The organism is Vandammella animalimorsus (genome assembly GCF_002285285.1).
In the GTDB taxonomy this organism is placed as follows: domain Bacteria; phylum Pseudomonadota; class Gammaproteobacteria; order Burkholderiales; family Burkholderiaceae_C; genus Lampropedia; species Lampropedia animalimorsus.
The window spans coordinates 620,672-644,470 of record NZ_NSJF01000001.1 but is presented as its reverse complement, the minus strand read 5'-3'; the positions used below and the strand labels follow the sequence as shown (position 1 = coordinate 644,470).

General features: G+C 66.6%; 17 protein-coding genes. 8 read left to right on the top strand and 9 right to left on the bottom strand.

Annotated elements, in window-relative coordinates; genetic code table 11:
* Positions 1-2: 2 nt before the first annotated feature.
* The 7 genes from CK620_RS02710 to CK620_RS02685 all read right to left on the bottom strand — a co-directional run bounded on the left by CK620_RS02710 (position 3) and on the right by CK620_RS02685 (position 11,205).
* Positions 3-2,162 (bottom strand): DUF1800 domain-containing protein, encoded by a 2,160-nt coding sequence (locus CK620_RS02710; RefSeq protein WP_179290552.1) that lies wholly within the window; start codon positions 2,160-2,162, stop codon positions 3-5.
* 213 nt (positions 2,163-2,375) lie between these two features.
* Positions 2,376-3,785, bottom strand: a complete 1,410-nt coding sequence (locus tag CK620_RS02705) for a DUF1501 domain-containing protein (protein ID WP_095548963.1) — start codon at positions 3,783-3,785, stop codon at positions 2,376-2,378.
* Positions 3,786-3,804: 19 nt separating this feature from the next.
* Positions 3,805-5,958 carry a DUF1800 domain-containing protein gene (locus CK620_RS02700; RefSeq protein WP_179290551.1) on the bottom strand — a complete coding sequence of 718 codons (2,154 nt, stop codon included), beginning with the start codon at positions 5,956-5,958 and terminating at the stop codon, positions 3,805-3,807.
* 204 nt (positions 5,959-6,162) lie between these two features.
* Entirely contained in the window at positions 6,163-7,584 is a 1,422-nt protein-coding gene (locus CK620_RS02695; RefSeq protein ID WP_095548961.1) for a DUF1501 domain-containing protein, read from the bottom strand.
* 15 nt (positions 7,585-7,599) lie between these two features.
* Positions 7,600-9,687, bottom strand: coding sequence for a DUF1800 domain-containing protein (locus tag CK620_RS02690; protein WP_095548960.1), 2,088 nt, complete (start codon positions 9,685-9,687; stop codon positions 7,600-7,602).
* A gap of 246 nt (positions 9,688-9,933) precedes the next feature.
* Positions 9,934-10,107, bottom strand: a complete 174-nt coding sequence (locus tag CK620_RS13985; RefSeq protein ID WP_179290550.1) for a hypothetical protein — start codon at positions 10,105-10,107, stop codon at positions 9,934-9,936.
* A 102-nt stretch (positions 10,108-10,209) separates the two neighbouring features.
* Entirely contained in the window at positions 10,210-11,205 is a 996-nt protein-coding gene (locus CK620_RS02685; protein WP_095549122.1) for a glycosyltransferase family 2 protein, read from the bottom strand.
* A 174-nt stretch (positions 11,206-11,379) separates the two neighbouring features.
* Between CK620_RS02685 and CK620_RS02680 the strand changes: the two genes are divergently transcribed.
* The 7 genes from CK620_RS02680 to CK620_RS02650 all read left to right on the top strand — a co-directional run bounded on the left by CK620_RS02680 (position 11,380) and on the right by CK620_RS02650 (position 20,598).
* Positions 11,380-11,952, top strand: coding sequence for a CreA family protein (locus CK620_RS02680; protein ID WP_095548959.1), 573 nt, complete (start codon positions 11,380-11,382; stop codon positions 11,950-11,952).
* Positions 11,953-12,015: 63 nt separating this feature from the next.
* Positions 12,016-13,512 carry a glycerol kinase GlpK gene (gene glpK / locus CK620_RS02675; RefSeq protein ID WP_095548958.1) on the top strand — a complete coding sequence of 499 codons (1,497 nt, stop codon included), beginning with the start codon at positions 12,016-12,018 and terminating at the stop codon, positions 13,510-13,512.
* Between the two features lie 220 nt (positions 13,513-13,732).
* On the top strand, positions 13,733-15,127 hold the full coding sequence (locus CK620_RS02670) for an amino acid permease (protein WP_095543424.1): 1,395 nt from the start codon (positions 13,733-13,735) through the stop codon (positions 15,125-15,127).
* 25 nt (positions 15,128-15,152) lie between these two features.
* The gene (gene kynU / locus CK620_RS02665; protein WP_095548957.1) at positions 15,153-16,499 is read left to right on the top strand and encodes a kynureninase; all 1,347 of its coding nucleotides are present in this window, start codon (positions 15,153-15,155) and stop codon (positions 16,497-16,499) included.
* Between the two features lie 66 nt (positions 16,500-16,565).
* On the top strand, positions 16,566-17,444 hold the full coding sequence (kynA, locus tag CK620_RS02660; RefSeq protein ID WP_095548956.1) for a tryptophan 2,3-dioxygenase: 879 nt from the start codon (positions 16,566-16,568) through the stop codon (positions 17,442-17,444).
* A 57-nt stretch (positions 17,445-17,501) separates the two neighbouring features.
* Positions 17,502-18,800: an MFS transporter gene (locus tag CK620_RS02655; RefSeq protein WP_095548955.1), complete on the top strand. Its 1,299-nt coding sequence runs from the start codon at positions 17,502-17,504 to the stop codon at positions 18,798-18,800.
* 271 nt (positions 18,801-19,071) lie between these two features.
* Positions 19,072-20,598 carry an HPP family protein gene (locus tag CK620_RS02650; RefSeq protein ID WP_179290549.1) on the top strand — a complete coding sequence of 509 codons (1,527 nt, stop codon included), beginning with the start codon at positions 19,072-19,074 and terminating at the stop codon, positions 20,596-20,598.
* Here CK620_RS02650 and CK620_RS02645 read toward each other — a convergent pair.
* Both CK620_RS02645 and CK620_RS13980 read right to left on the bottom strand, forming a co-directional pair.
* On the bottom strand, positions 20,595-21,158 hold the full coding sequence (locus tag CK620_RS02645; protein ID WP_095549121.1) for a GrpB family protein: 564 nt from the start codon (positions 21,156-21,158) through the stop codon (positions 20,595-20,597). The genes CK620_RS02650 and CK620_RS02645 overlap by 4 nt on opposite strands.
* A 47-nt stretch (positions 21,159-21,205) precedes the next feature.
* Complete coding sequence (locus CK620_RS13980) at positions 21,206-22,051, bottom strand: RsiV family protein (protein WP_095548953.1); 846 nt, start codon at positions 22,049-22,051, stop codon at positions 21,206-21,208.
* A 159-nt stretch (positions 22,052-22,210) separates the two neighbouring features.
* Between CK620_RS13980 and lysS the strand changes: the two genes are divergently transcribed.
* Positions 22,211-23,779, top strand: a complete 1,569-nt coding sequence (lysS, locus tag CK620_RS02635; protein ID WP_095548952.1) for a lysine--tRNA ligase — start codon at positions 22,211-22,213, stop codon at positions 23,777-23,779.
* Positions 23,780-23,799 lie beyond the last annotated feature (20 nt).

The window sequence follows — 23,799 nt, the reverse complement described above, 5'->3', positions numbered from 1 at the left end:
TCTCACTTCTGAACAATGTATTCAGGGCAGCTCATCACCAGCAAGATGGCTGCGCAAACCCGGTTCTTGTCGCCCTCCTCCCAGTCCAGCGGCACGGCCTGCACGGCCTGGGTGATGGTGTTCATCGTCTCTGGCGAGAGCTGGCCGCCGGCCAGCAGCAGATTCATGCGCTCGACCAGCTGTTGCGGTTTGGTGGCCAGCGCCAGCTCTGCGGTGTACACCCCGGCCACGGGATACCAGTCGCGCACCAGCGCCGTCATCAGGTTGATGTAGCGCACCACCGTGTACTCGTCCATGATCTGGAACTCCGGCGCGGTGATGCCTTGCGCGGCCATTTCGGTGTGAGGCGGCACGAAGCCAGGCCGGAAGAAGTTGAACACCGAGGCGCTGTCGAACGGGCTTTGCCCCAGATCTTCGGCCAGGCTCCACAGCGGGAACGTGCCGCTGGCGGCGACCTTGGGATTTTTGCGCGCCTTGAAGGTCGCGCCCCATTGCGCCACGCGCAGCATGGGCTCGCGCAGCTTGCCAAAGGTGCGCCCTGCTCTGCCCTGCCCGGCAGCCATGGCCTCAGGGTCAAGGAAGATGGCCTTGAGCACCGCCTTCATGTCGCCGCGCTCGCCCGCGCCATTGTTGGCAAAGGCTGCGGCCACACGCGCCACGTACTGCCCGCTGGGGTGGCTGGTGACCAGCCGCTGGATCAGCTGCCGGCCGATGAAGGGGCCAACGTTGGGGTGCTGAAACAGCACATCCAGCGCCCGGTCGAGCTTTTGCCGTGGCGGCGTGGCCCCGGCAATGGTCTGGCCGAAGATGCGCACGTCCTCGCTCGAATGCCATTCGGGCTTGACGGCCATGGGGTTGCGCACGTTCTCCGGCCGCGTGGCCTGGACGTGATTGCGCGGATCGAAATCCCAGCCGGTGAACACCTGCGCCAGGTTGGTGACGGTCTCCTGCGTGTAGGTCTCGATGGGCTTGCCACCTGCCATCTTCAGGCTGCCATCCTGATTGAGCTCATACAGGCCGATGGAGAACAGCTGCATCACCTCGCGCGCGTAGTTTTCGTCGGGAATGCGGCCGGTTTGCGGATCGCCACGGCGGTTGCCGCGGCTGCTCAGGCACACGCCCATGGCCGGGCTGAGCGAGACATCGGTCAACAGCGTGCGGTAGTTGCCCAAGGCATTGCGCATCAGCATGTCCCAATAGGCGGCCACGGCAAACGAAGGCGATTCGATGGGCAGCCCGGCGTTGGAGATGACGAAAATCTCCGACAGCGCCAGCGCCACCCGCTTGCGCAACCCATCGACGGGGTTCATCAGCAGCGCCCACATCATGTGGGTCGCAAACTCATGCGAGTACAGGGCCGACATGCGATTGGCCCTCTCGCGCAGCAGCCAGTCCCAGCCCGTCATCTCCGACTGCGCAGCCCCCAGCTTGCCATCCAGCCAGGGCTCATAGCCCAGGCGCATGACATCGGCAATGTCCTGCTCGGTGACGTAGTACTGCGCGCGCAGGATGAAGGCCGCCGCCTCGGCAGGCGTTTGTGGCCGGGGCACACCCGGCGCTGGTGCCGGGCCTGGGGCTGGGGTCGGCGCTGGCGAGGGAGATGGCGCTGGCGTTGGGCTGGGTGCGGGTGTCGGGCTGGGCGCCGGCGTGGGCGATGGCGTCGGGCCAGGCGGCGCAGGCTGTGGCGCGGGCGTTGGTGCAGGGCCGGGGGTTGGCGATGGCGTGGGCGATGGCGTAGGTGCCGGCGGCGGTGTGGGCACGGGCGCGGGTGCCGGGGTCGGAATGGGCGCAGGCGGGCGGTTCGGGTCTGGCGACGGGCCGGCCACTGGCGGGTTTTGCGGCGCACCGCCCGGCGCGGGCGCCGGTGTTGGGCCGGGGTTGGGGCCGGGCACAGGCGGCACGCCCGGCGCGGGCGGGGCTGCATCATCCCCCCCGCCGCCACAGGCGGCCAGGGTAAAAGCCAACATGGTGGACAGGCTGCCAGCACTGCGCAGCGCTGGCGAACCCAGCGCCGCACCAATGCCCAGCAGGCTGCCCAGCAAGTGCTTGCCTTGCAGCGCCGCAGCTGGCGTTGCGGATGCCTCCAGGGTCTGCTCTGACTCAGCTTGCGCAGGCAGCGGGCCTGAAGCATCGCCCAACTGGCGAGAGGATGAACTCGACATCGTGAACCCTTATGACGAATCGGCGTGGCACAGGCCACGGACAGGCAATGCGACTTAACCGGGCCCAGCCCGCGGCCCAAAGGCTTGGGTGCCGGGCAGTCACACCGCGCCAGCATACCGCCACCTGCGCGGCCTGGCCCGGCCTGCAGGGCGCCGGTCACAGGCGCGATGCTCAAACCCTTCAAGCCCACAAGGGCTTGAAAGGCTCTGACTTCAGCCCAAGAACCCCAGGTTGCTGCTGGCAAAGTTGCCGATGTTGGGCACGACCAAGCGCATCTCGGAATCGCTCACGCCGAACCAGCGCGCCAGCGTGGCGGCGTATTCGTCCACCGAGGCGGTGGGGATCATGCGCCCCTGGCCCACGTCCAGGCCCGTGCTGGGGTCGTAGTCCGCATCGACGCGGTAGATCGGTGTCTTGCCGTAAATGCCGCCCTTGACCGCACCGCCCAGGACCATGTGGGTGCTGCCCCAGCCGTGGTCGGAGCCATTGCCGTTGGTGACCATGCAGCGCCCGAACTCCGAGGCGGTGAAAGCAGTGACCTTGTCGGCCATGTTCAGCTTGCGCATGCTTTCGTAAAAGCCCACAAGCGCGTCGTTGAGCTCGGTGAGCTTTTCCGGGTGGCGCGTGGCCAGCAGGGCATGGTCGTCAAAGCCCGTCATCGAGACGAAGAACACCTGGCGGCGCACGCCAATGGCGCTGTTGCCGGCAATGAGCCGCGCCACGATGGCCAGCTGCCTGCCCAATCTGGTATTGGGGATGTCCGACACCCTGTCTTCTGTGCCAATGGCCAGCATGGCATCGACCTGGTCGCTGGCGGCCATGGAGCGGCGCATCATGCGGTTGAGTTCTTCTTCGAGCATGTGCGGGCGCGCCTCGGTCACCAGCTCGCGCAGCACGTCCACGCACTGCTGGGTTCTGGCGCAGCCGCCAGTCTGGTTGTTGAAGTCGCGCACCCGCGCCGCGCCCTGGGTGCTGATGCGGTAGGTCAGCGCGCTTTGGCCGGAGATGAACACCGCCTGGCCTGCAGCCGAGATGCAGGCAAAGGTGGAATTGGTTGCGCCACTGGAGAGCGCCAGATCGCCCATGGCCCCACCCCAGCCCTTGACCGAGCCTTCGGCGTGGGAGCTTTGCCAGACCGATTGCTGGTCGTTGTGCGAGAACAGCTTGGGCGGCAGTGGCACCGAGCGTCTGTGGTATTGCTCCAGCGTGGTGGGCACGATCAGCGGGCCCACGTTTTGCTGGATGGCCAGCGCCCCCTGGTCGTAGAGCCTTTTCAGACCGCTCAGCTGCGGCGCCAGAGCAAAGCGTTGGCCGCTGGGCTGGCCTGCGCTGGCCGCCAGCGTGGTGGCAGCCAGATCGGCGCGCGGGGTGGCAAAGCCCGCGCGCATCTGCGCATACGAGGCATAGCCGGCGTCGTCCACACGGACCAGCGTGTTGCCATTGTCATTGCCGCCGTAGAGGAACACGCACACCAGCGCCTTGTAGTCATTGCCGGCGTTGAAGGCCGCAGCTTCGCTGATGGTCGCCAGGTTCATCGCCCAGGGCGCAGCCGCGCCGGCCAGGCCCAGTTGCCCAAAACGGCGCAGGAAGGCGCGGCGCGAGGTGGTATTGAAATCGTCCATGGCTGATACCTTTTCTTTGTTATTTCTGCACGATGTACTCGGGGCAGCACATCACCATGAAGATGGCTGCGCGCACGCGGTTCATGCGTGACTCATCGCTGCCTCCAATGCGGACGGATTCGGTCGCCTGGGCAATGCGCTCGACCGTACGCTGCGACAGCTGGCCGCCAGCCAGTATCAGATTGAGGTAGCGCACCAGCCGCAAGGGGTCCTCCACCATCGTCAGCTCATGGCGGTAGTCGCCCTCCACCTGATGCCAGCTGCGCAACAAGGCATTCATGGTGTTGATGTAGCCCACGACCGTGTATTCATCAAGGATCTGGAATTCCGGTGCTGTGGCCCCCTTGGCCGCCATGGCCGTTTGCGGCGGGATGTAGCCAGGGCGGAAGAAGTTGAACACCGACATGCTGTTGAGCGGCGTCTGGCCTACGTATTCCGTCAAGTCGTACATGGGAAATGAGGCCTTGTTGGGCGCGCCGGGCCTTTTGCGCGCCTTGAAGGTTGCGCCCCATTGAGCAATGCGCAGCATGGGCTCGCGCAGCTTGCCGAAGTCGTTGGGTGCCTGGCCCTCGGTGGCGGCCATGACTTCCGGGTCCAACAGCACGGCCTTGATCACGGCCTTCATGTCGCCGCGCTCGCCGCGGCCATTGTTGGCAAAGGCCGCTGCCACGCGCGAGACGTACTGCGCGCTGGGGTGGCTGGTCACCAGGCGCTGGATCAGCTGCCGGCCAATGAAGGGGCCAACGTTGGGGTGGTTGAACAGCAAATCCAGCGCCCAGTCCAGCTTGCGCCGCGCCGGCTCGGAGCCGGCCATGGTCTGGCCAAACAGCGTCACGTCCTCGGTGGCGTGCCAATCGGGCTTGAGGGCCATGGGGTTGCGCACGCGCAGCGGGTTCGTGGCGCGCACGTGGCCACGCTCGTCGTAATCCCAGCCGGTGAAGATGCGCGCCATGTTGGTCACGGTCTCCTGCGTGTAGGTCTCAATGGGCTTGCCGCCAGCCATCTTCAGGCTGCCGTCCTGGTTGAGCTCATACAGGCCGATGGAGAACAGCTGCATCACCTCGCGCGCGTAGTTCTCATCGGGGATGCGGCCCGTGCGCGGATTGGCGCGGCGGTTGCCGCGGCTGCTCAGGTAAGCGCCCATGGCGGGGTTGAGCGAGATCTCGCCCAGCAGCGTGCGGTAGTTGCCAAAGGCATTGCGCATCAGCAAGTCCCAATACGCCGCCATGGCAAAAGTGGGAAAGTCGATCAATACCTCACGGCTGGCCACCACGAGGATTTCCGACAAGGCCAGCGCCACCCGCTTGCGCACGCCATCGACGGGGTTCATCAGCAGGTACCACGACATGTAGCCCGTGTACTGCGTGTTGAGGTGCTCCTCGGTGTTCAGGCCTTCGCGCATGGCCCATTGCCAGCCGGTCATCTCGCGCTGCGGCGCGGCCAGCTGCGCATCCAGCCAGGGCTCATAGCCCATGCGCTGGATGTCCTCGATGTCCTTTGGCGTCACGAAATGCTGGCAACGCAGGATGAACGAGGCCGCCTGCTCGGGCGTTTTCGGCCGCCGCACGGATGGCGATGGCGATGGCGATGGCGATGGCGATGGCGTGGGCGCCGGGGCCGGTGTTGGGCTGGGCGCGGGCGTTGGGCTTGGGGCCGGCGTGGGCGATGGCGTCGCGCCAGGCGGCGCAGGCTGTGGCGCCGGCGTGGGTGCCGGGCCTGGGGTTGGCGATGGCGTAGGCGCGGGCGAAGGCGTGGGCGCCGGAGCCGGGGGAATGGGTGCGGGCGGGCGGTTCGGGTCTGGCGGCGGGCCGGCCACCGGCGGGTTTTGCGGAGAGCCGCCTGGCACCGGAGCGGGCGTGGGTCCAGGGTTGGGGCCAGGCGCAGGCGGTATGCCTGGCGCGGGCGGGGCCGCATCGTCGCCACCGCCGCCGCAGGCGGCCAGCGTAAAGGCCACCATGGCAGCCAGCCCGCTGGAGCTGCGCAGCGTCGATCCAGCCAGGGCAGACCCCAGGCCCAGCAGGCTGCCCAGCGAAATCTGCGCGGCATCGGCAGGCGGCGCAGGCACGGCCTGGGCCGTGTTCGCCGCAGTCGCCGCAGACTCGCGTTGCGGCATCGGCTGGCCAGGCTGCTCAGGCCGTGACTCTTGCTCGGTTTGAGTTGATTCAATCTTCATAACAAACAGCCTTTTCACTATCAATTCAACGCCCGCAGCCGCGCTGCATGCCGTGCGCATCGCCCACGCGCGTTACGGGCTTGAGGACAGCCAATCCTTTCGTCCTTGCAGCTTGAGTGCCTTGGGCAGGCAGCAAGGCGGCCTGGGCTCTGGGAATGAACGCCACAGCCCGAGGCCAAATCACACCGGCTTTTCAGCGCGTCTTCACCGGAAAAAGCCCAGGTTGGGGCTGGCGAAATTGCCGATATTGGGCACGACCAGGCGCATCTCCGAGTCCGTCACGCCGAACCAGCGCGCCAGGGTGGCGGCGTATTCGTCCACCGAGGTGGTGGGAATGGCGCGGCCCTGGCCCACGTCGTGGCCGGTGTTCTCGTCGAAGTCCTTGTCGGTGCGATAGCTGGGCGTCGTGCCATAGATCTTGCCGCCCTTGACCGCGCCGCCGATGACGAAGTGCGTGCCCGCCCAGCCGTGGTCGGAGCCATTGCCGTTGGTGACCATGCAGCGCCCGAACTCCGAAGCCGTGAAGGCCGTGACCTTGTCGGCCATGTTCAGCTTGCGCATCTGTTCGTAGAACTGGAAAAGCGCATCGTTGACTTCCTTGAGCTTGTCGCGGTGCGTGGTGTCCAGGCCCACGTGCTGGTCAAAGCCGCCCAGGGAAACAAAAAACACCTGCCGGCGCACGCCAAGAGAGGTGTTGCCGGCAATCAGGCGGGCCACGATCTTCAATTGCTTGCCCAGGGTGGTATTGGGCATGCCGGCAAACCCATCGACGCTGTTTTGCTGCAAGGCGGCATCGATCTTGTCGCTGGCGGCGATCGAGCGGCGCATCATGCGGTTGACCTCATCTTCGAGCAGGTGCGCGCGCGTCTCGGTGATCATTTCGCGCAAGATGTCCGTGCATTCCTGCACGTTCATGCAACCGCCAGCGCGGCTGCCAACCAAGTCCCTGACCTGCGCCGCGCCGTCGATGCTGACGCGGTAAGTCAGCGCCGCCTGGCCGGAGAGGAACACGGCCTTGCCCGCAGCCGAAATGCAGGCAAAGGTGGCATTGGTGGCGCCGCTGGAGAGCGCCAGATCACCCAGCGCCCCGCCCCAGCCCTTGACAGCCCCTTCGGGGTGGGAGGCCTGCCAGATCGACTCCTGGTCGTTGTGCGAGAACAGCTTGGGTGGCAGCGGCACCCTGCGCACCATGTAATCGGGCAGCGTGGTGGGCACGATCAGCGGGCCGACGTTTTGCTGAATGGCCATTACCCCCTGGTCGTAGAGCTTTTTCAGATCGCCCAGCTGCGGCGCCAGCGCAAAGCGCTGGCCGCTGGGTTGCCCCGAGTCGGCAGCCAATGTGGTGGCGCGCAGATCGGCCAGTGGGAAGGCAAACGCCTGCGTGCGCATGGTCTCGTAGGACGCATAGCCGTCCGCATCAACACGAATCAGCGTATTGCCGTTGTCGTTGCCGCCGGTCAGGAATACGCACACCAGGGCCTTGTAATCGCCGTTGGGGGCATTGAAGGCGGCCGCCTCGCCGATGGCCGCCAGGTTCAAGGCCCAGGGCGCAGCACTGCCAGCCACCCCCAGGTGCCCCAGCCGACGCAGAAAGGCACGGCGCGAAGTCTTGTTGAAATCATTCATGACTGACACCCTTTCTTATTTCTGCACGATGTACTCGGGGCTGCACATCACCATGAAGATGGCTGTGCGCACGCGGTTTTTGCGGCTTGCTTCATCCTTGACGGCAATGGCCTCGGCGGCCCGGACGATGCGGTCGAAATTGCGCTGCGAGAGCTGGCCGCCCGTGAGCATGAGGTTCAGGTGCGCCACCAGGCGCGAGGGTTCGTCGGCCATGGGCATCTCGCGGCTGTAATCGCCCACCACCTGCCTGAAATCGCGCACCAATTCCGAGACCACATTGATGTAGCTGGCCACGGTGTATTCGTCCAGGATCTGGAACTCCGGCGCCGTCATGCCCCGTGCGGCCATGGCCGTTTGCGGCGGCACATAGCCGGGGCGGAAGAAATTGAACACCGACGGGCTGTTGAGCGGGTGCTGACCAATCTCCTGCATGAAAAGAGGCAATGGGAAAGACAGCCGCGAGGTCGAGCCGGCCTTCTTGCGCGCCTTGAAGGTCGCGCCCCATTGGGCGATGCGCAGCATGGGCTCGCGCAGCTTGCCAAAGTCATTGGGCAACGCCTGCCCTTGCGTGACAGCCATGACTTCCGGGTCCAACAGCACGGCCTTGAGCACGGCCTTCATGTCGCCGCGCACGCCGCGGCCGTTGTTGGCAAAGGCCGCCGCCACGCGCGAGACGTACTGCGGGCTGGGATGGCTGGTCACCAGGCGCTGGATCAGCTGCCGGCCGATGAAGGGGCCAACGTTGGGGTGGTTGAACAGCAAATCCAGCGCCCAGTCGAGCTTGCGCCGCGCCGGCTCGGAGCCGGCCATGGTCTGGCCAAACAGCGTCACGTCCTCGGGCGAGTGCAATTCAGGCCTGAGGGCCATGGGGTTGCGCTCGCGCAGCGGGTTCGTGCCCTTTATGTGGCCCGTCATGTCGTAGTCCCAGCCGGTGAAGACGCGCGCCATGTTGCTCACGGTCTCCTGCGTGTAGGTCTCAATCGGCTTGCCGCCTGCCAGCTTCAGGCTGCCGTCCTGGTTGAGCTCGTACAGGCCGATGGAGAACAACTGCATCACCTCGCGCGCGTAGTTCTCATCGGGGATGCGGCCCGTGCGCGGATTGGCGCGGCGGTTGCCGCGGCTGCTCAGGTACACGCCCATGGCCGGGCTGAGCGAAACATCGGTCAACAGCGTGCGGTAGCTGCCAAAGGCATTGCGCATCAGCAAGTCCCAATACGCCGCCACCTTGAACTGGGACGACTCGCCCCGCAACTCGACCGTGGAAACCACGAAGATCTCCGACAAGGCCAGCGCCACCCGCTTGCGCACCCCGTCGATGGGGTTCATCAGCATGTACCACATCATGTAGGGCACATCCTGGTAGTTGATGGTCTCCAGGGTGTTGAGCTTCTCGTTGATGCTCCACTGCCAGCCGGTGACTTCTTTTTGCGGCGCAGCCAGCTGCGCATCCAGCCAAGGCTCGTAGCCCATGCGCTGCACGTCCTCGATGTCCTTTTCCGTCACGTAGTGCTGGCAGCGCAGAATGAACGAGGCCGCCTGGGCAGGCGTCTGGGGCCGCTGCACGGATGGTGACGGAGATGGCGCTGGCGAAGGCACCGGGCCTGGGGCTGGAGCCGGGCCAGGGGTCGGCGCTGGTGCGGGCGCTGGGCCTGGAGTTGGCGATGGCGTAGGCGCGGGCGAAGGCGTGGGTGCCGGGGCCGGGGGAATGGGTGCGGGCGGGCGGTTCGGGTCTGGCGGCGGGCCGGGCACCGGCGGGTTTTGCGGCGAGCCGCCTGGTGCCGGAGCGGGCGTGGGCCCAGGGTTGGGGCCAGGCGCAGGCGGTATGCCTGGCGCGGGCGGGGCCGCATCGTCGCCACCGCCGCCGCAGGCGGCCAGCGTAAAGGCCACCATGGCAGCCAGCCCGCTGGAGCTGCGCAGGGTGTGCGAAGCCATGGCCGAGCCCAGGCCCAGCAGCATGCCCAGCGAAGGCAGGGTTTGGGATGGGGGCTGTGGCGCCGGTGGCAATGCCGTGGCCTGTGCCGCTGTGGCATTGGGCGCGCTTTGCGGCGCGGCAGGCGCGGCTTGCGCCCCTTTCTCCGGCGGTGGGGATGATGCAATGGTCATGACAAACCCTCTTCTTCTTAACGGTATGGCCGCAAGCCTTGGACATCGCTTGCAAACCACCCACTCCTCAACAGGCTGGCAGGCACGGCAGGTACACAAAGATTGCAAAGCGCAACCGCCTTGCCATCAAGCCCGACCTTGGGCTGCCGGATTCTTTTTCGGGGTTTGGTGCAGCGCCTCACGCCGACGACCTCATCCACATTTCTCTCTGAACAGCCCAATGGATTTGTAACAGAAGCAAGCAAGTCAAATGTCAATTAAAGGTTGAATTTGAGCTTTTTTCTTTGTTTCTTTGTCGTGCAGCGCCTGCTGGGCAGGCAGCGCCCCCCTCAGAACCTGTTCAAAAACTCTGTACCGCGGGCAGTCAATCGGGTTTGGGCGGCTTGTGGCCTTGCCAACCTCGCCATGGCCCCAAGCCATGACTGCGAAATGTGTTCAAGATGCTGTGGTGCCTTGCAGCACACCCCAGACCGTTTCTTGCCCGCTCGCGCCGAGACTTTGGAGAGCTTCTCAACCGAGCGCTCACTCCAGCGCGTCGGCAATGGGTTGCGTGGGCACGTTGCTGACGTCGTAGTGCAAGAAGGCAATCAGGCATTGCACGCCAACCATCACCGTCAAGCCGGCCAGCATCACCGTGCCGCTGCTGGCCGGCACGTCGGTGGCAATGCTGTGTTGCCAGTGGTAGATGCCAAAGGGCAAACCAAAGCCCAGCAGCAGCAAGGCCATGGCGCTGTAGAGCGAGCCCAGGTTGAAGTCGCGCACCCAATAGCTGTAGGCATAGCGCTTGAGCGCGCGCGAGAGATTGCCCAGCAGGAACTGCGGCAGCACCTGGCGGATTTTCAGGTTCGAGACTTCTTGCGCATACACCGCATCCATGGGCACGTCGCGCACCACGGCGCGCAGCGTGCCCAGGCGAAACAGCATGTCTGTCTCGAAAAAATAGCGCCGAGCGATGTGCTGCAGCGGCAGTGCCTTGAGGACCTTGGCCGAGATGGCGGTGTAGCCATTGGTCGGGTCCATGTTGGGCCAATATCCGCTGCTGAGCTTGGTGAGAAAGGACAGCGCCAGATTGCCCAGCAGGCGCACGCCGGGCATGCCGCGCAACGACTCGGGGCGGTAGAAGCGATTGCCCTTGGTGTAGTCGGCCTGGCCGCGCACGATGGGCTGCACGAATTTGGGAATCAGCGCCGGGTCCATCTGGCCATCGCCATCGACCTTGACCACTACCTGCGCCCCCAGCTCCAGCGCCCGCGCATAGCCGGTCATCACAGCCGCGCCCACGCCCTGGTTCTCGGCGTGGAACAGCACCTGTACGCGCGCATCGCGCACCTGCTGCTGCACCAGTTGACCGCTGCCTTGCGGGCAGGCGTCATCCACCACCAGCACGTGGCGCACCCCCGCAGGCATGGCCCGCAGCACCTCCAAAATGTGCGCGCTGACCTTGTAGCAAGGGATGACCACCGCCACGGCCGCCTCTGCCAGGCAGGCATCGCGCGCAATTTGGGCCGACGTTGGCATGACAGCTTCAGGGCAGTGGGCGGCAAGCATGGTGGGCGATACGGGCAAGGGGCAAACAAGGGCTGTGCAGACGCACCGATACTAACCGCCAGCAGAGGCAGCAATGGCCACGGCATGGCGCACAATCGCCCCCGTCGTTAGATAGAACCTGCCACACCACCCACACCGATTGCCATGACTTTGCCATTGCCTTTCTCTGCCGCCCTTTGCCCCCCGCCTCCTGCACGCTCTGCGAAGTCCAAGCGCCTGCGCCACCAGGCGCTGTCTGCCTGGCTGGCTTGGCTGGCCGCCTGCCTGGCATGGCCGGCGGGCGCGGCGCTGGCTGCGGGGCCGACGACCATTGGCACGGTTGACACAGCCTTCAAGCTCATCGGCCGCGACCACGACATCATCGTCGAGGCTTACGACGATCCGGCCGTGCAGGGCGTGACCTGCTATGTCTCTCGCGCGCGCACCGGCGGCATCAAAGGCTCGCTGGGCCTGGCCGAGGACCGCTCCGAGGCCTCCATCAGCTGCCACCAGGTCGGCCCGGTGCAGTTTGCCCAGCCGCTGCGCCAGCAAGAGCAGGTGTTCAGCGAGCGCACCTCGCTGGTCTTCAAGCGCCTGCGCGTGGTGCGCATGGTGGATGCGCCGCGCAACACGCTGGTGTATCTGACGTACTCGGATCGGCTGATTGACGGATCGCCGCAAAACAGCGTCGCGGCCGTGCCGGTGGACCACGCCACGCCCATTCCGCTCAAGCAATAATCGGCCGCGACCTGCCCGGCCGCATTGCATTGCCCGCCTCTACAGCCCTTGCCTCGCCTTGCCATGACCTATCTTCTCGCCCTGGACCAGGGCACTTCCAGCTCGCGCAGCATCGTCTTCGACGCCCAGGGGCGCATCCACGCCATGGCGCAGCAGGAGCTGCCGCAGATCTACCCGCGCCCTGGCTGGGTCGAACACGACCCGCTGCAAATCTGGCACAGCCAGCTGGCCACGGCCCGCCAAGCGCTCAAACAGGCAGGCATCCAAGCCCGCCAGGTGCGCGCCATGGGCATCACCAACCAGCGCGAGACCACCGTGCTGTGGCATCGCAGCAGCGGCAAGCCCCTGCACCATGCCATCGTCTGGCAGGATCGGCGCGCCGAGCCCGCCTGCGCGGCGCTGCGCCAGGGCGGGCATGAGGCGCGCATCCAGCGCAGCACCGGCCTGCGCGTCGATGCCTACTTTTCGGCCACCAAGCTGCAATGGCTGCTGGACAACATCCCCGGCGCACGCGCCCAGGCCGAGCGCGGCGAGCTGGCCTTCGGCACCGTGGACAGCTGGCTGATCTGGAACCTCACGCGCGGCGCGGCGCACGCCACCGACGTCAGCAACGCCGCGCGCACCATGCTGTTTGACGTGCAGCGCAACCAGTGGGACCAAGAGCTGCTGGAGCTGCTGCGCATTCCGCCGGCCATCTTGCCGACAGTGCAGCCCTCGGCCAGCGCCTTCGGCCAGGTGCATGCCGACTGGCTGGGCCAGGCCATGCCCATTTGCGGCGTGGCCGGCGATCAGCAGGCTGCGCTGTTCGGCCAGGCCTGCTTTGACAGCGGCATGAGCAAGAACACCTACGGCACGGGCTGCTTCATGCTGATGCACACCGGCGGGGAGTTCCAGCTCTCGGGCAATGGCCTGCTGACCACCAGCGCTGCGCAAACCGCGCCGGGCGCGCCGCAGTTCGCGCTGGAAGGCAGCGTGTTCGTCGGCGGCGCCGTGGTGCAATGGCTGCGCGACGGCCTGAAAGCCATCAGCCACAGCAGCCAGGTGCAGGACTTGGCCGCTACCGTGCCCGACAGCGGCGGCGTGATGCTGGTGCCGGCCTTCACCGGCCTGGGCGCGCCCTACTGGCAGCCCGATGCGCGCGGCACCATCACCGGCATCACGCGCGGCACCAGCATTGCCCACATTGCCCGCGCCGCGCTGGAGAGCATTGCCTACCAGAGCACGGCCTTGCTGCAGGCCATGCAACGCGACGCCCAGGCCGCTGGCGCCGCGCCGGTGACGGCGCTGCGCGTGGACGGCGGCGCCTGCGTCAACGACTTGCTGATGCAGTTCCAGGCCGACTTGCTGGGCGTGCCGGTGCTGCGCCCGCAGGTGGTGGAGACCACGGCCCTGGGCGCGGCCTGGCTGGCCGGGCTGGGCGCAGGGCTGTACGCCGGCACGGACGAGCTGGCCAGCCTCTGGCAGGCCGAGCGCCAGTTCCTGCCCACCATGAGCGCCGAGCGCGCCGCCGAATCCATGCAGGCCTGGGAGCACGCCGTGCGCCAGGCCACGGCAGTCTAGAGCGTGTTGAGATTTGGCTTGCGAAGCGGCTTTTCCCCAAGGCAAAAGCCGCGGCTGCTGCACAAGCTTGGGCAGAAGACACCGCTGCAGCGCTGACTCTCAACAGTCCCTAAGAACCTGTTCAAAAAGCCACGGCCCGACGCCGGTTTGACAGCGCGCCGGGCCGCGGCGCGGCACACTGCCGCCGCTCACCGTCCTTGCCCCTGATCTTGCTTGCACCATGAAAAGCTTCAACCACATCATCGAGCGTGAATCCGGCCTGCAGCGCCACCTGAGCGCCGGCCAAATGGCCATGATCGCCATTGGCGGGGCCATCGGCACCGGCCTGTTTCTGGGCAGCGGCTTTGCCATCGGCTTTGCCGGCCCCAGCGTCATCCTCAGCTACGCCATTGGCGCGCTGGTGGCGCTGCTGCTGATGGGCTGCCTGGCGGAGATGACCGTGGCGCACCCCACGGCCGGCTCCTTCGGCGCCTATGCCGAGCACTTCGTCTCGCCGCTGGCGGGCTTTCTGGTGCGCTACGCCTACTGGGCCGCAGTGGTGCTGGCCGTGGGCACCGAGGTCACGGCCGTGGGCCTGTACATGGCCTATTGGTTCCCGGATGTGCCGCAGTGGTGGTGGGTGCTGCTGTTCTCGGCGTTGCTCATCGCCATCAACGCCACCAGCGTCAAGGCCTTTGGCGCGATGGAGTACGCGCTCTCGAGCATCAAAGTCATCGCCATCGTGGCCTTCATCCTGGTGGGCTGCTGGGTGGTGTTCGGCGCGCAGCGCCCGGAGATCGGGCTGCACAACTACACCGCGCACGGCGGCTTCTTCCCCAAGGGCGCCTGGGGCATGTGGGTGGCGGTGATCATCTCCATCTTCAGCTACCTGAGCATCGAGATGATCGCCGTGGCCGCCGGCGAGGCGCGCGACCCGCAAAGCGCCATTCGCACCGCATTCCGCTCCAGCGTGCTGCGCCTGGTGGTGTTCTACCTGCTGACGCTGGCGCTGATGCTGGCCATCGTGCCCTGGAGCAGCGCCGGCACCGACAAGAGCCCGTTCGTCAAGGTCATGGAGATCATCGGCATCCCGCACGCCGCGGCGGTGCTGAACTTCGTCGTGCTGGTGGCCGCGCTCTCGGCCATGAACAGCCAGCTCTACATCACCACGCGCATGATGTTCAGCCTGGCGCGCGCCGGCCACGCCCCGGCTGCGATGGGGCGACTCAATGCGCGCGGCATCCCGCTGGCAGCGCTGGCCATCTCCTGCATGGGCATTGCCGTGGCCATGGTGCTCAACCTCTGGAAGCCCGAGCAGGCCTTCTTGCTGATGATGGCCATCTCCATGTTCGGCGCCATGTTCACCTGGTTCATGGTGTTCGTCACGCACTGGTTCTTCCGTCGCCAGCGCCAGCGCAGCCAGGCGCCGGCGCTGCCGTTTCAGATGTGGGGCTTTCCCTGGCTCACGCTGCTGGGCGCGGCGCTCATGTTCGCCATCTTGCTGACCACGCTGTTCGTGCCGCAGTTCCGCATGACCTTGCTCGTGGGCGTGCCCTTCCTGCTGGCGCTGACCATCGCCTACCAAGTGCACTACCGCCACCGCGCGCCAGCCGCTGCAGCGGCAGCACAAGAATGAGTGCCTGACTGAAAACGCTCTTGCCATGAACGCCCTCGCTCACACCCCCACCCGCATCACCCAAGCCGATTGCCGCGCGCTGGACGCGCAAGACCCGCTGGCGCCGCTGCGCGCGCACTTTCACCTGCCCGAGGGCGTGATTTACCTGGACGGCAACTCCCTGGGCGCGCAGCCCAAGGCCGCGCTGGCGCGCGCGCAGCAGGTCGTCGGCCAGGAATGGGGTCAGGAGCTGATCCGCGCCTGGAACTCGGCCAGCTGGATCGACCTGCCCCAGCGCCTGGGCGCGCAGCTGGCGCCGCTGATCGGCGCTGGCGCCGATGAAGTGGTGGTCACCGATACGACCTCCATCAACCTCTACAAGGTGTTGCACGCGGCGCTGCACATCGCCCGCAGCGAGCGCCCGCAGGCCAAGACCATCGTCTCCGAGCGCAGCAACTTCCCCACCGATCTGTACATCGCCCAGTCGCTGTGCCAGCAGCTGGGCTTCGAGCTGGCGCTGATCGAGCCGGAGGAACTGCCCGCCTGGCTGCAACCCGAGCGCGCCGCTGGCGTGGCCGTGCTGATGCTCACGCACGTCAACTACCGCACCGGCGCCATGCACGACATGGCCGCCATCACCGCCGCCGCCCAGGCCCAGGGCCTGCTGACCATCTGGGACCTGTGCCACAGCGCCGGGGCCGTGCCGGTGGATTTGAGCGGCAGCGGGGCCGATTTCGCCGTGGGCTGCAGCTACAAATACCTCAACGGCGGGCCCGGCGCGCCGGCCTTTGTCTGGGTCAGCCCGCGCCACGCAGACCGCTTCTGGCAGCCGCTGTCGGGCTGGTTCGGCCACGCCGCACCGTTCCAGTTCGACCCGCAATACCGCCCTGCCAGCGGCATTGCCCGCTACCTGTGCGGCACCCAGCCCATCGTCAGCCTGTCGCTGCTGCAATGCGGGCTGGACGTGTTCGACCAGGCCCAGGCGCTGGGCGGCATGGCCGCGCTGCGCAGGAAATCACTGGCCCTGACGGACTTGTTCATCGCCCTGGTCGAGCAAGAATGCGCCGGCCACCAGCTGGGCCTGGCCACGCCGCGCGAGCACGCGCTGCGCGGCTCACAGGTCAGCCTCACGCGCCCCTGGGGCGCCGGCGCCGATGGCCAGGACAGTGGCGCCTACGCCATCATGCAGGCGCTGATCGCGCGCGGCGTGATCGGCGACTTCCGCGCCGGCGGCGGCCCTGGCAGCCCGCACCTGGACATCCTGCGCTTTGGCTTCACGCCGCTGTACGTCGGCTTCGAGGACGTCTGGCAGGCCGTGGCCCAGCTGCGCGACGTGCTGGACTCGGGCCAATGGCGCGAGCCGCGCTTCAACCAGCGCCAGGCCGTGACCTGAGATTCTGAACAGGCTCTCTTGGCCTGTTCAAAGCCTTTTGCATCCCCACCGCCACGACCCCACACCATGAGCACCGCCCACGACCCCCGCCAGTCCGCCGCAGCCCCGGCCAGCGCCGAGGCCATCGTCCACCAGGAAGGCGCGCAGCTGGATTTCAGCCGCGACATGAGCTATGGCGACTACCTGCAGCTGGACACCATCCTCAGCGCACAGCAGCCGCTCTCGCCCGAGCACGATGAGCTGCTGTTCATCATCCAGCACCAGACCAGCGAGCTGTGGATGAAACTCATGCTGCACGAGCTGGGCGCGGCCATGCAGGACGTGGCTATCGGCCAACTGCCCAACGCCTTCAAGAAACTGGCGCGCGCCTCGCGCATCATGGAGCAGCTCGTGGCCGCCTGGGATGTGCTCTCGACCATGACGCCGCCCGAGTACACCGCCATCCGCCCTTACCTGGGGCATTCCAGCGGCTTCCAGAGCTACCAATACCGCTGCATCGAGTTCCGCCTGGGCAACAAGAACGCCGCCATGCTCGGCCCGCACGCACACCGCCCCGACCTGCTGGCCCAGGTGCAGGCCGCCTACGAGGCGCCCTCGCTGTATGACCTGGCCCTGCAGCTGCTGGCCAAGCAAGGCCTGACCGTGCCCGCCAGCCACCTGCAGCGCGACTGGCGCCAGCCCTACAGCGCCGATGCGCAGGTCGAAGCCGCCTGGCTGCAGGTCTACCGCAATCCGCAGCAGTACTGGGACTTGTACCAGCTGGGCGAAAAACTCGTCGATCTGGAAGACGCCTTCCGCCTCTGGCGCTTCCGCCACGTCACCACCGTCGAGCGCGTCATCGGCTTTCGCCGAGGCACTGGCGGCACCGGCGGCGTGAGCTATCTGCGCAAGATGCTGGACGTGGTGCTGTTCCCCGAGCTGTGGAGCCTGCGCACCAGCCAGTGACGGCCGCCCCTCGCAAACCATAAGCGCCGCCATCACCTGCACCGCCCGATTGCCGCCATGCCAGCCGCCACGCCTGCCACCCAGCCCGGCCTGCCCCAGCTGCCGCTGCGCAGCGCCTGGCTGATGTTGCTGACGCTGATCAGCGGTTTCGCCCTCAGCCAGGCCTACCGCACGCTGGCGGGCATTCTCTCTGTGCCGTTGACCGAGCATTTCCAGCTCAGTCCGCAAACCATGGGCCTGATTGCCGCCACCTTCCACTACGCCTTTGGCGGCATGCAGCTGCTCATGGGCATCGGCATCGATCTGTTCGGCATTCGCCGCACCATCTTGCTGGCCTTCCCGCTGACCATCGCCGGCGCCGCACTCTCGGCCCTGGCCAGCTCGGCCGCGCAGCTGGTGCTTGGGCAGGCGCTGATCGGCGTGGGCTGCGCACCGGCCTTTCTGGTCTGCACCGTGTTCATTGCGCGCTACTTTCCCGCGCATCGCTTTGCCGCCATCTCCGGCCTGGCCTTGGGCGTGGGCAGCCTGGGCATGATTTTCACCGGCACGCCACTGGCCTGGCTGGTCGAGCGCTTTGGCTGGCAGACTGGCTTTGGCCTGTTGGCCGGCCTGAGCCTGCTGGCCTGGCTGCTGATCTACTGGCGCGTGTTCGAGCCCAGCGCCCCGGCCAGCGATCCGGCCAGCGCCAACGCCCACCAAAGCGCGACCAGCGCCCCAGCCCAGCGCGAATCGCCCTGGCAGGCCCTCAAGGGCTACGGCATGCTGCTGCGCATGCCGCACACCGCCGGCATCCTGTCATTGGTGTTCGTCGGCTATGCCGCCTTCATCGCGCTGCGCGGCCTGTGGCTGGCCCCCTACCTGGACCAACGCTTTGGCCAGGATTTGATCTTCAGCGGCAACATCGCGCTGGCGCTGTCGGTCATCTCACTGTTCTCTCCCTCGCTGTTTGGCCGCCTGGATCCTGGCAGCAACCAGCGCCGACGCTGGCTGCTGATGCGGCTGCCCTGGCTGATCGTGGCGCTGTTTCTGCTGCTGGCGGCCACGCAGCAGCTGTGGCTGGCCGTGGCCGCCATCCTGAGCATTGCCGTGCTGGGCGGCTATGGCGTATGGCAATACGCCGACGTGCGCGCCGCCTACCCCAGCCACATGACGGGCCGGGCCATGGCCTTGTTCACCATGTCCATGTTCCTGGGCGTGGCGGTCATGCAAACCCTCACCGGCGCCGCCGCCGGCTGGGCCCTGGCGCACGGGCGCGAGCCCTTCTTCACCGTGTTTGTCTGCATCGCCCTGGTGATGGCCTTGGGCGTGAGCGCCTACACCCTGCTGCCCAAGCCTGCCGCACAGACGCAGGGCTGAGCAGGCGCGCCACTGATACGCCACTTTTTCGCTGCCAGGCTGGCCTGTGCGGTGAATGCCTTGCGGCACAATCGCCGCCTTGGGAAGTCCACATCCATCCAGCGGCAGCGCGGGCGTTGAGGCTCGGGCTGGGCTGCAAGGCGCAAGCCGCAGCAAACGGCCCGAATCCGCAGTTGCACGCGGCGCTGCAATGTGTGCAGGCCTCCCCTTGGTCAGCGCAGCCAGGCCCGGCAGCCCTCGCGCTGAAAACCTGTTTGCGCCGCGCCCTGCCATGTCCACGCCCTCTTCCCTGACCCATCGCCTGCACCAACTGCTGCTCGACCTGCGCCCGGCCCCCACGGGCATTGCCCTCAAGGAGTGCTTGCGCATCATGGGCGGCTGCGCTCTCTCGGTGGGCATCGTTGCCACCCTGGCGCAGTGGCTGGCGCAAAGCCAGCTGGAGCTGTTCTGGCATGGCGCGACGCTGGCCTCCTCGGCGCTGCTGGTGTTCGCACTGCCCTTCAGCCCCATGGCCCAGCCCTGGGCCGTGCTGATGGGCAGCCTGCTGTGCACGGCCGTGGGCATGGCCTGCTCCTGGCTGTTGGGGCACAACACCGTGCTGGCTGCCTGCCTGGCCGTGCCGCTGGCCATCGTGGCCATGATTTATCTGCGCGCCGTGCATCCGCCAGCCACCTCGCTGGCCTTGTACGCCGTACTGCAACACATCCACGCCCCGAGCGTGCTGCTGTTTCCGATCGGTTTCAACCTGCTGCTGCTCATTGCCATTGCCATTGCCTATAACCACGCCACTGGGCGGCGCTATCCCCACCGGCAAATCAGCACCGCCGCTCCAGACGAAGCCAGCGCGCAGGGCAAGCAATTGCTCACCCAGACCGATGTGGACCAGGTGCTGGCGCGGCACAACGAGTTGCTGGCCATCAGCCGCAACGACCTGACGAAGATGCTGCAAAAAGCCAGTGGCGCAGCCTACGAGCGCACCTTTGGCGAGCTGCGCTGCGCCGACGTCATGACCACCCAGGTGCACAGCGTGCAGGCCGACATGGCCATCGACGAATTCGAGGCCCACATGCGCCAGTACCGCCACCGCGAGCTGCCCGTGCTTGACGCCGACGGGCATTTGCTGGGCACGGTCGGCCTGGCGCAATGGATGGATCTGCAAAACCAGCAGCCCCCGGCCAAGGCCGCTGCCACCGACAGCGCCAGCCAAGCTCCCCAAGGCGGCCGCTGGCGCCAATGGGTGCGCCTGCCCTGGAAAGCCCTGGCCGCCCCGCCTGAGCCACCAGCGGCCGAGCCCACGCCCGCCGCACCGCAGCGCGTGCGCGACATCATGGTGCCCTCAGTGGCCGTGGCCTACGTAGAGCAGCCCGTGCTGGAGCTGCTGGGCCTGCTGTGCCAGGGCGGGCTCTACCACCTGCCCGTGGTGGGCGAAAACCAGCGCCTGCTGGGCATCATCACCCAGACCGATGTGCTGCGCGCCCTGAACCAGGCCTTGCCCGAGGCCACCCCGCGCAGCGACGCTGCCGCAAGCGGCAATGCCCCCAGCGAGCCAGAAACGCAAGCCCCCAGCGCCTCGGACGAAACCCCAGCCACGCCGCTGCCGGCGCCAGAGCAGCCCCAGGCCCTGGCCGACAGCGCCCCGCAACCGCCCAGCGCCCCCGGCGATGCCTCGCCTCGGCAGCCCGAGGCCGTTGCCATCGCGCCAGCACCCACCACCTCGTCAGACGGTATTGCCTCCAGCGCTGCAGAATCCAGTGCCAGCGCTGCGCCCACCAGCAGCTCCGAGGCGCGCAGTGACTAACATGCCTTGCCTTTGCTTTTGCCCTTGCTCGCACTGATGAAAGCGCTTTTGCCCGCGGTGTAGGCATCGCGATCGGGCGCGTGCTCTGCGAGCAGGCGGATTTTCAGCGCCTCGTAGGCGCGCGCCAAATCGGGCCGGATGCGCAACAGATCCCGGAAAGCGACTTCCTCGCAATCACCCACAAGGCGCAGATGGATGTGAAAAACGCGCGCGGCGTAGCCTTGCAGGGTGTAGCCTTTGTTGAAGGTGATGCGGCCATCGCTGCGCGACATGGGCAGATAGCCGCTCTCATCGAGGCGCTTGGCAGCGCGCTGCAGTGCGGCCCGGTCGGGCGTTTCCACAAGAATGTCGACAATGGGTTTGGCGCGGATGCCAGCAATGGCGGTGCTGCCAATATGGTGGATGGCCAGGGCGTCTTCGCCAAGCAGTGTTTGCAGTTGCGCTTTTTCTTCTGCATACCACGCCTGCCATGCATCGCAGTGCGCTTCGAGGCGCATGGGAAAGAGCGCCCACAGGCGCTCGAGCGGGAAATCAAGCAGGGCGCGGTCAGGATCAGGCATGGAAGCGGAGCGGGTGTGCCAATCTTGCGATGCGCGCTTGGGCATCATCAACGATTCTGGATAGGCCCCAGCCACTGCGGCCGCAGAATCTTGCCCAGCCTGTCCAGCGGCAGGCGCAGCTCCTGCGGGCCCTCGGTGAAGGGCCCCAGCTCATAGGGGCTGTAGAGAAACACCAGCTCGCTGCCATCCTCGGAAAAGTGAAAGCAGGGGCTGATGGAGGTGGCGAATTGCGCGCGCAGCTGCGCGTAGTGCTGCGCCGGGCCGTCAAAGGCCGCCTGGCGCGCTTGCTCCAACAAAGCCAGCAAAGCCGCTTGCTGGCCTGGCTGCAGCAGCCCCTGCACATCCAGGGCCTGGCCCTGGCCGTCGATCATGTAACTGCACTGCGCGTATTCCGGGTGGGCCTTGCCTTCGAAGTAATGGCCTGACTGCAGCTCAAATTGCTGCCAGCCACGGTAAGCGCCCAGGTAGCTGACCTCGAGCGAGAGGCTGCTGTTGCCCGGCATGGCCTCATCAAAGGCCGCCCAGATCGGCGCAAAGTCGCGCGCAATCCCATGTTCGTCGAGCCCGGCCTGACGCAAGGCAGCCGGGCCCAGGTGCGCCTGCAATTGCCGGTTGATCTCGGCATTGATGCGGCGGTTGATGGCCGCCTGCGGCGTGGCCGCGTAGCGCAGTTGCAGCTGCGGGCAGGCCTGATCGCAATCGCGCAGCCGCGCCCGCAGCGCCGCTGGCGCCTGGCTCAGCGGCGGCGTGAACGTGGCCTGCATGCCGCCGCCCTGCCCCGGCGGCGTTGTCGGGCTGGCATCGCCGGCCAGGGCAGCGCCGGCGCACAGCCAGGCGCAAGCGCACAAGAATGCTGGTTTGAACAAGGCTTTCTCCTTTTTCTTCTCAGTCATGCGCGCGGGCGCCTAGAGCGTGTTATGCACCGCATCGCGCCTGGCCATTCTGGCATGGGCCGGGTAGTGCCCTGCTGGGCCTGGCAGGCCGGTGCAGGCCGCCAACAGGTTCTAAAATGCGCGGTTTTTTGCAACTGCCCGCTACGCCGGGCCTTTGGCATGTCCGAGTCCACCCCCACCTCTTCGAGCCAAGCTCCGCACCAGGCCGATGCGGCCCCTGCGGTCGATGAAAACCAGCTGTTGGCCGAGCGCCGCGAAAAGCTGCAGCAGCTGCGCGAGGCCGCCCAGGCCAGCGGCGCGCCGGTCTTCCCCAACGATTTCCAGCCCAGCCACCGCGCCCAGCCGCTGCAGGATGCACATGGCATGCGCACGGCCGAGGAGCTTCAGGCCCAGGGCGAGCGCGTGCGCGTAGCCGGACGCATGATGCTCAAGCGCGTCATGGGCAAGGCCAGCTTTGCCACCATTCAGGACGCCACAGGCCGCATCCAGCTCTACATCACGCGCGATGGCGTGGGCGAGGAGCTTTATGCCCAGTTCAAACGCTGGGATCTGGGCGACATCATTGCCGCCGAGGGGGTGCTGTTCAAAACCAAGACTGGCGAGCTGTCCATCCAGGCCGATCAACTGCGCATGCTCACCAAAAGCCTGCGCCCCCTGCCCGATAAGTTCCACGGTGTGGCCGATCAGGAGCTCAAATACCGCCAGCGTTATGTGGATCTCATCAGCGATGCCAGCACGCGCCAGCGCTTCGTGCAGCGCAGCCAGGCCATTTCCGGTATGCGGGCCTTCATGGTCGAGCATGGCTTTCTGGAAGTGGAAACGCCGATGCTGCATCCCATCCCCGGCGGCGCCAATGCGCGCCCCTTTGTGACGCACCACAACGCGCTGGAGCAAGACATGTTCCTGCGCATCGCCCCTGAGCTCTACCTCAAACGCCTGATCGTCGGCGGTTTCGAGCGCGTGTTCGAGATCAACCGCAACTTCCGCAACGAAGGCATCTCGGTGCGCCACAACCCCGAGTTCACGATGATGGAGTTCTACGCCGCGTACTGGAACTACCGCGATCTGATGGACTTCACCGAGGCGCTGATCCGCCACACCGCCTTGCAGGCCGCGGGCAGCTTGAAGCTGAACTACCAAGGCCAGGCCGTGGATCTGGCCCAGCCCTTTGCGCGCATGACCATCCGCGAGGCCATCATGCAGCATTGCGAAGGCGGCAGCGCCGTGGACGATCGCCAGTGGCTGTTGCAGGCGCTGGCGCGCGCGGGCATCGACGCGCAGGAGCAGCAGCTCGAGCGCCGCAGCCTGGCCGGCCTGCAGGTGCTGCTGTTCGAGGAAGTGGTCGAGGCCAAGCTCTGGCAGCCCACTTTCATCATGGAGCACCCCACGGAGATCTCGCCGCTGGCGCGCGCCAACGACCAGCGCCCGGAAGTGACCGAGCGCTTCGAGCTCTACATCACCGGTCGTGAAATGGCCAATGGCTTTTCCGAGCTCAACGACGCGCAGGACCAGGCCGCGCGCTTCAACGCCCAGGTGCAGGCCAAGGACAGCGGCGATGACGAGGCCATGTACTTCGACCACGACTTCATTCGTGCGCTGGAATACGGCATGCCGCCCGCAGGCGGCTGCGGCATCGGCATCGACCGATTGATGATGCTGCTGACCGACAGCGCCAGCATCCGCGACGTGATCCTGTTCCCTGCCTTGCGCCACCGGCAGGAGGCTTGAAAAGCCTGAGCGCCTGCCAT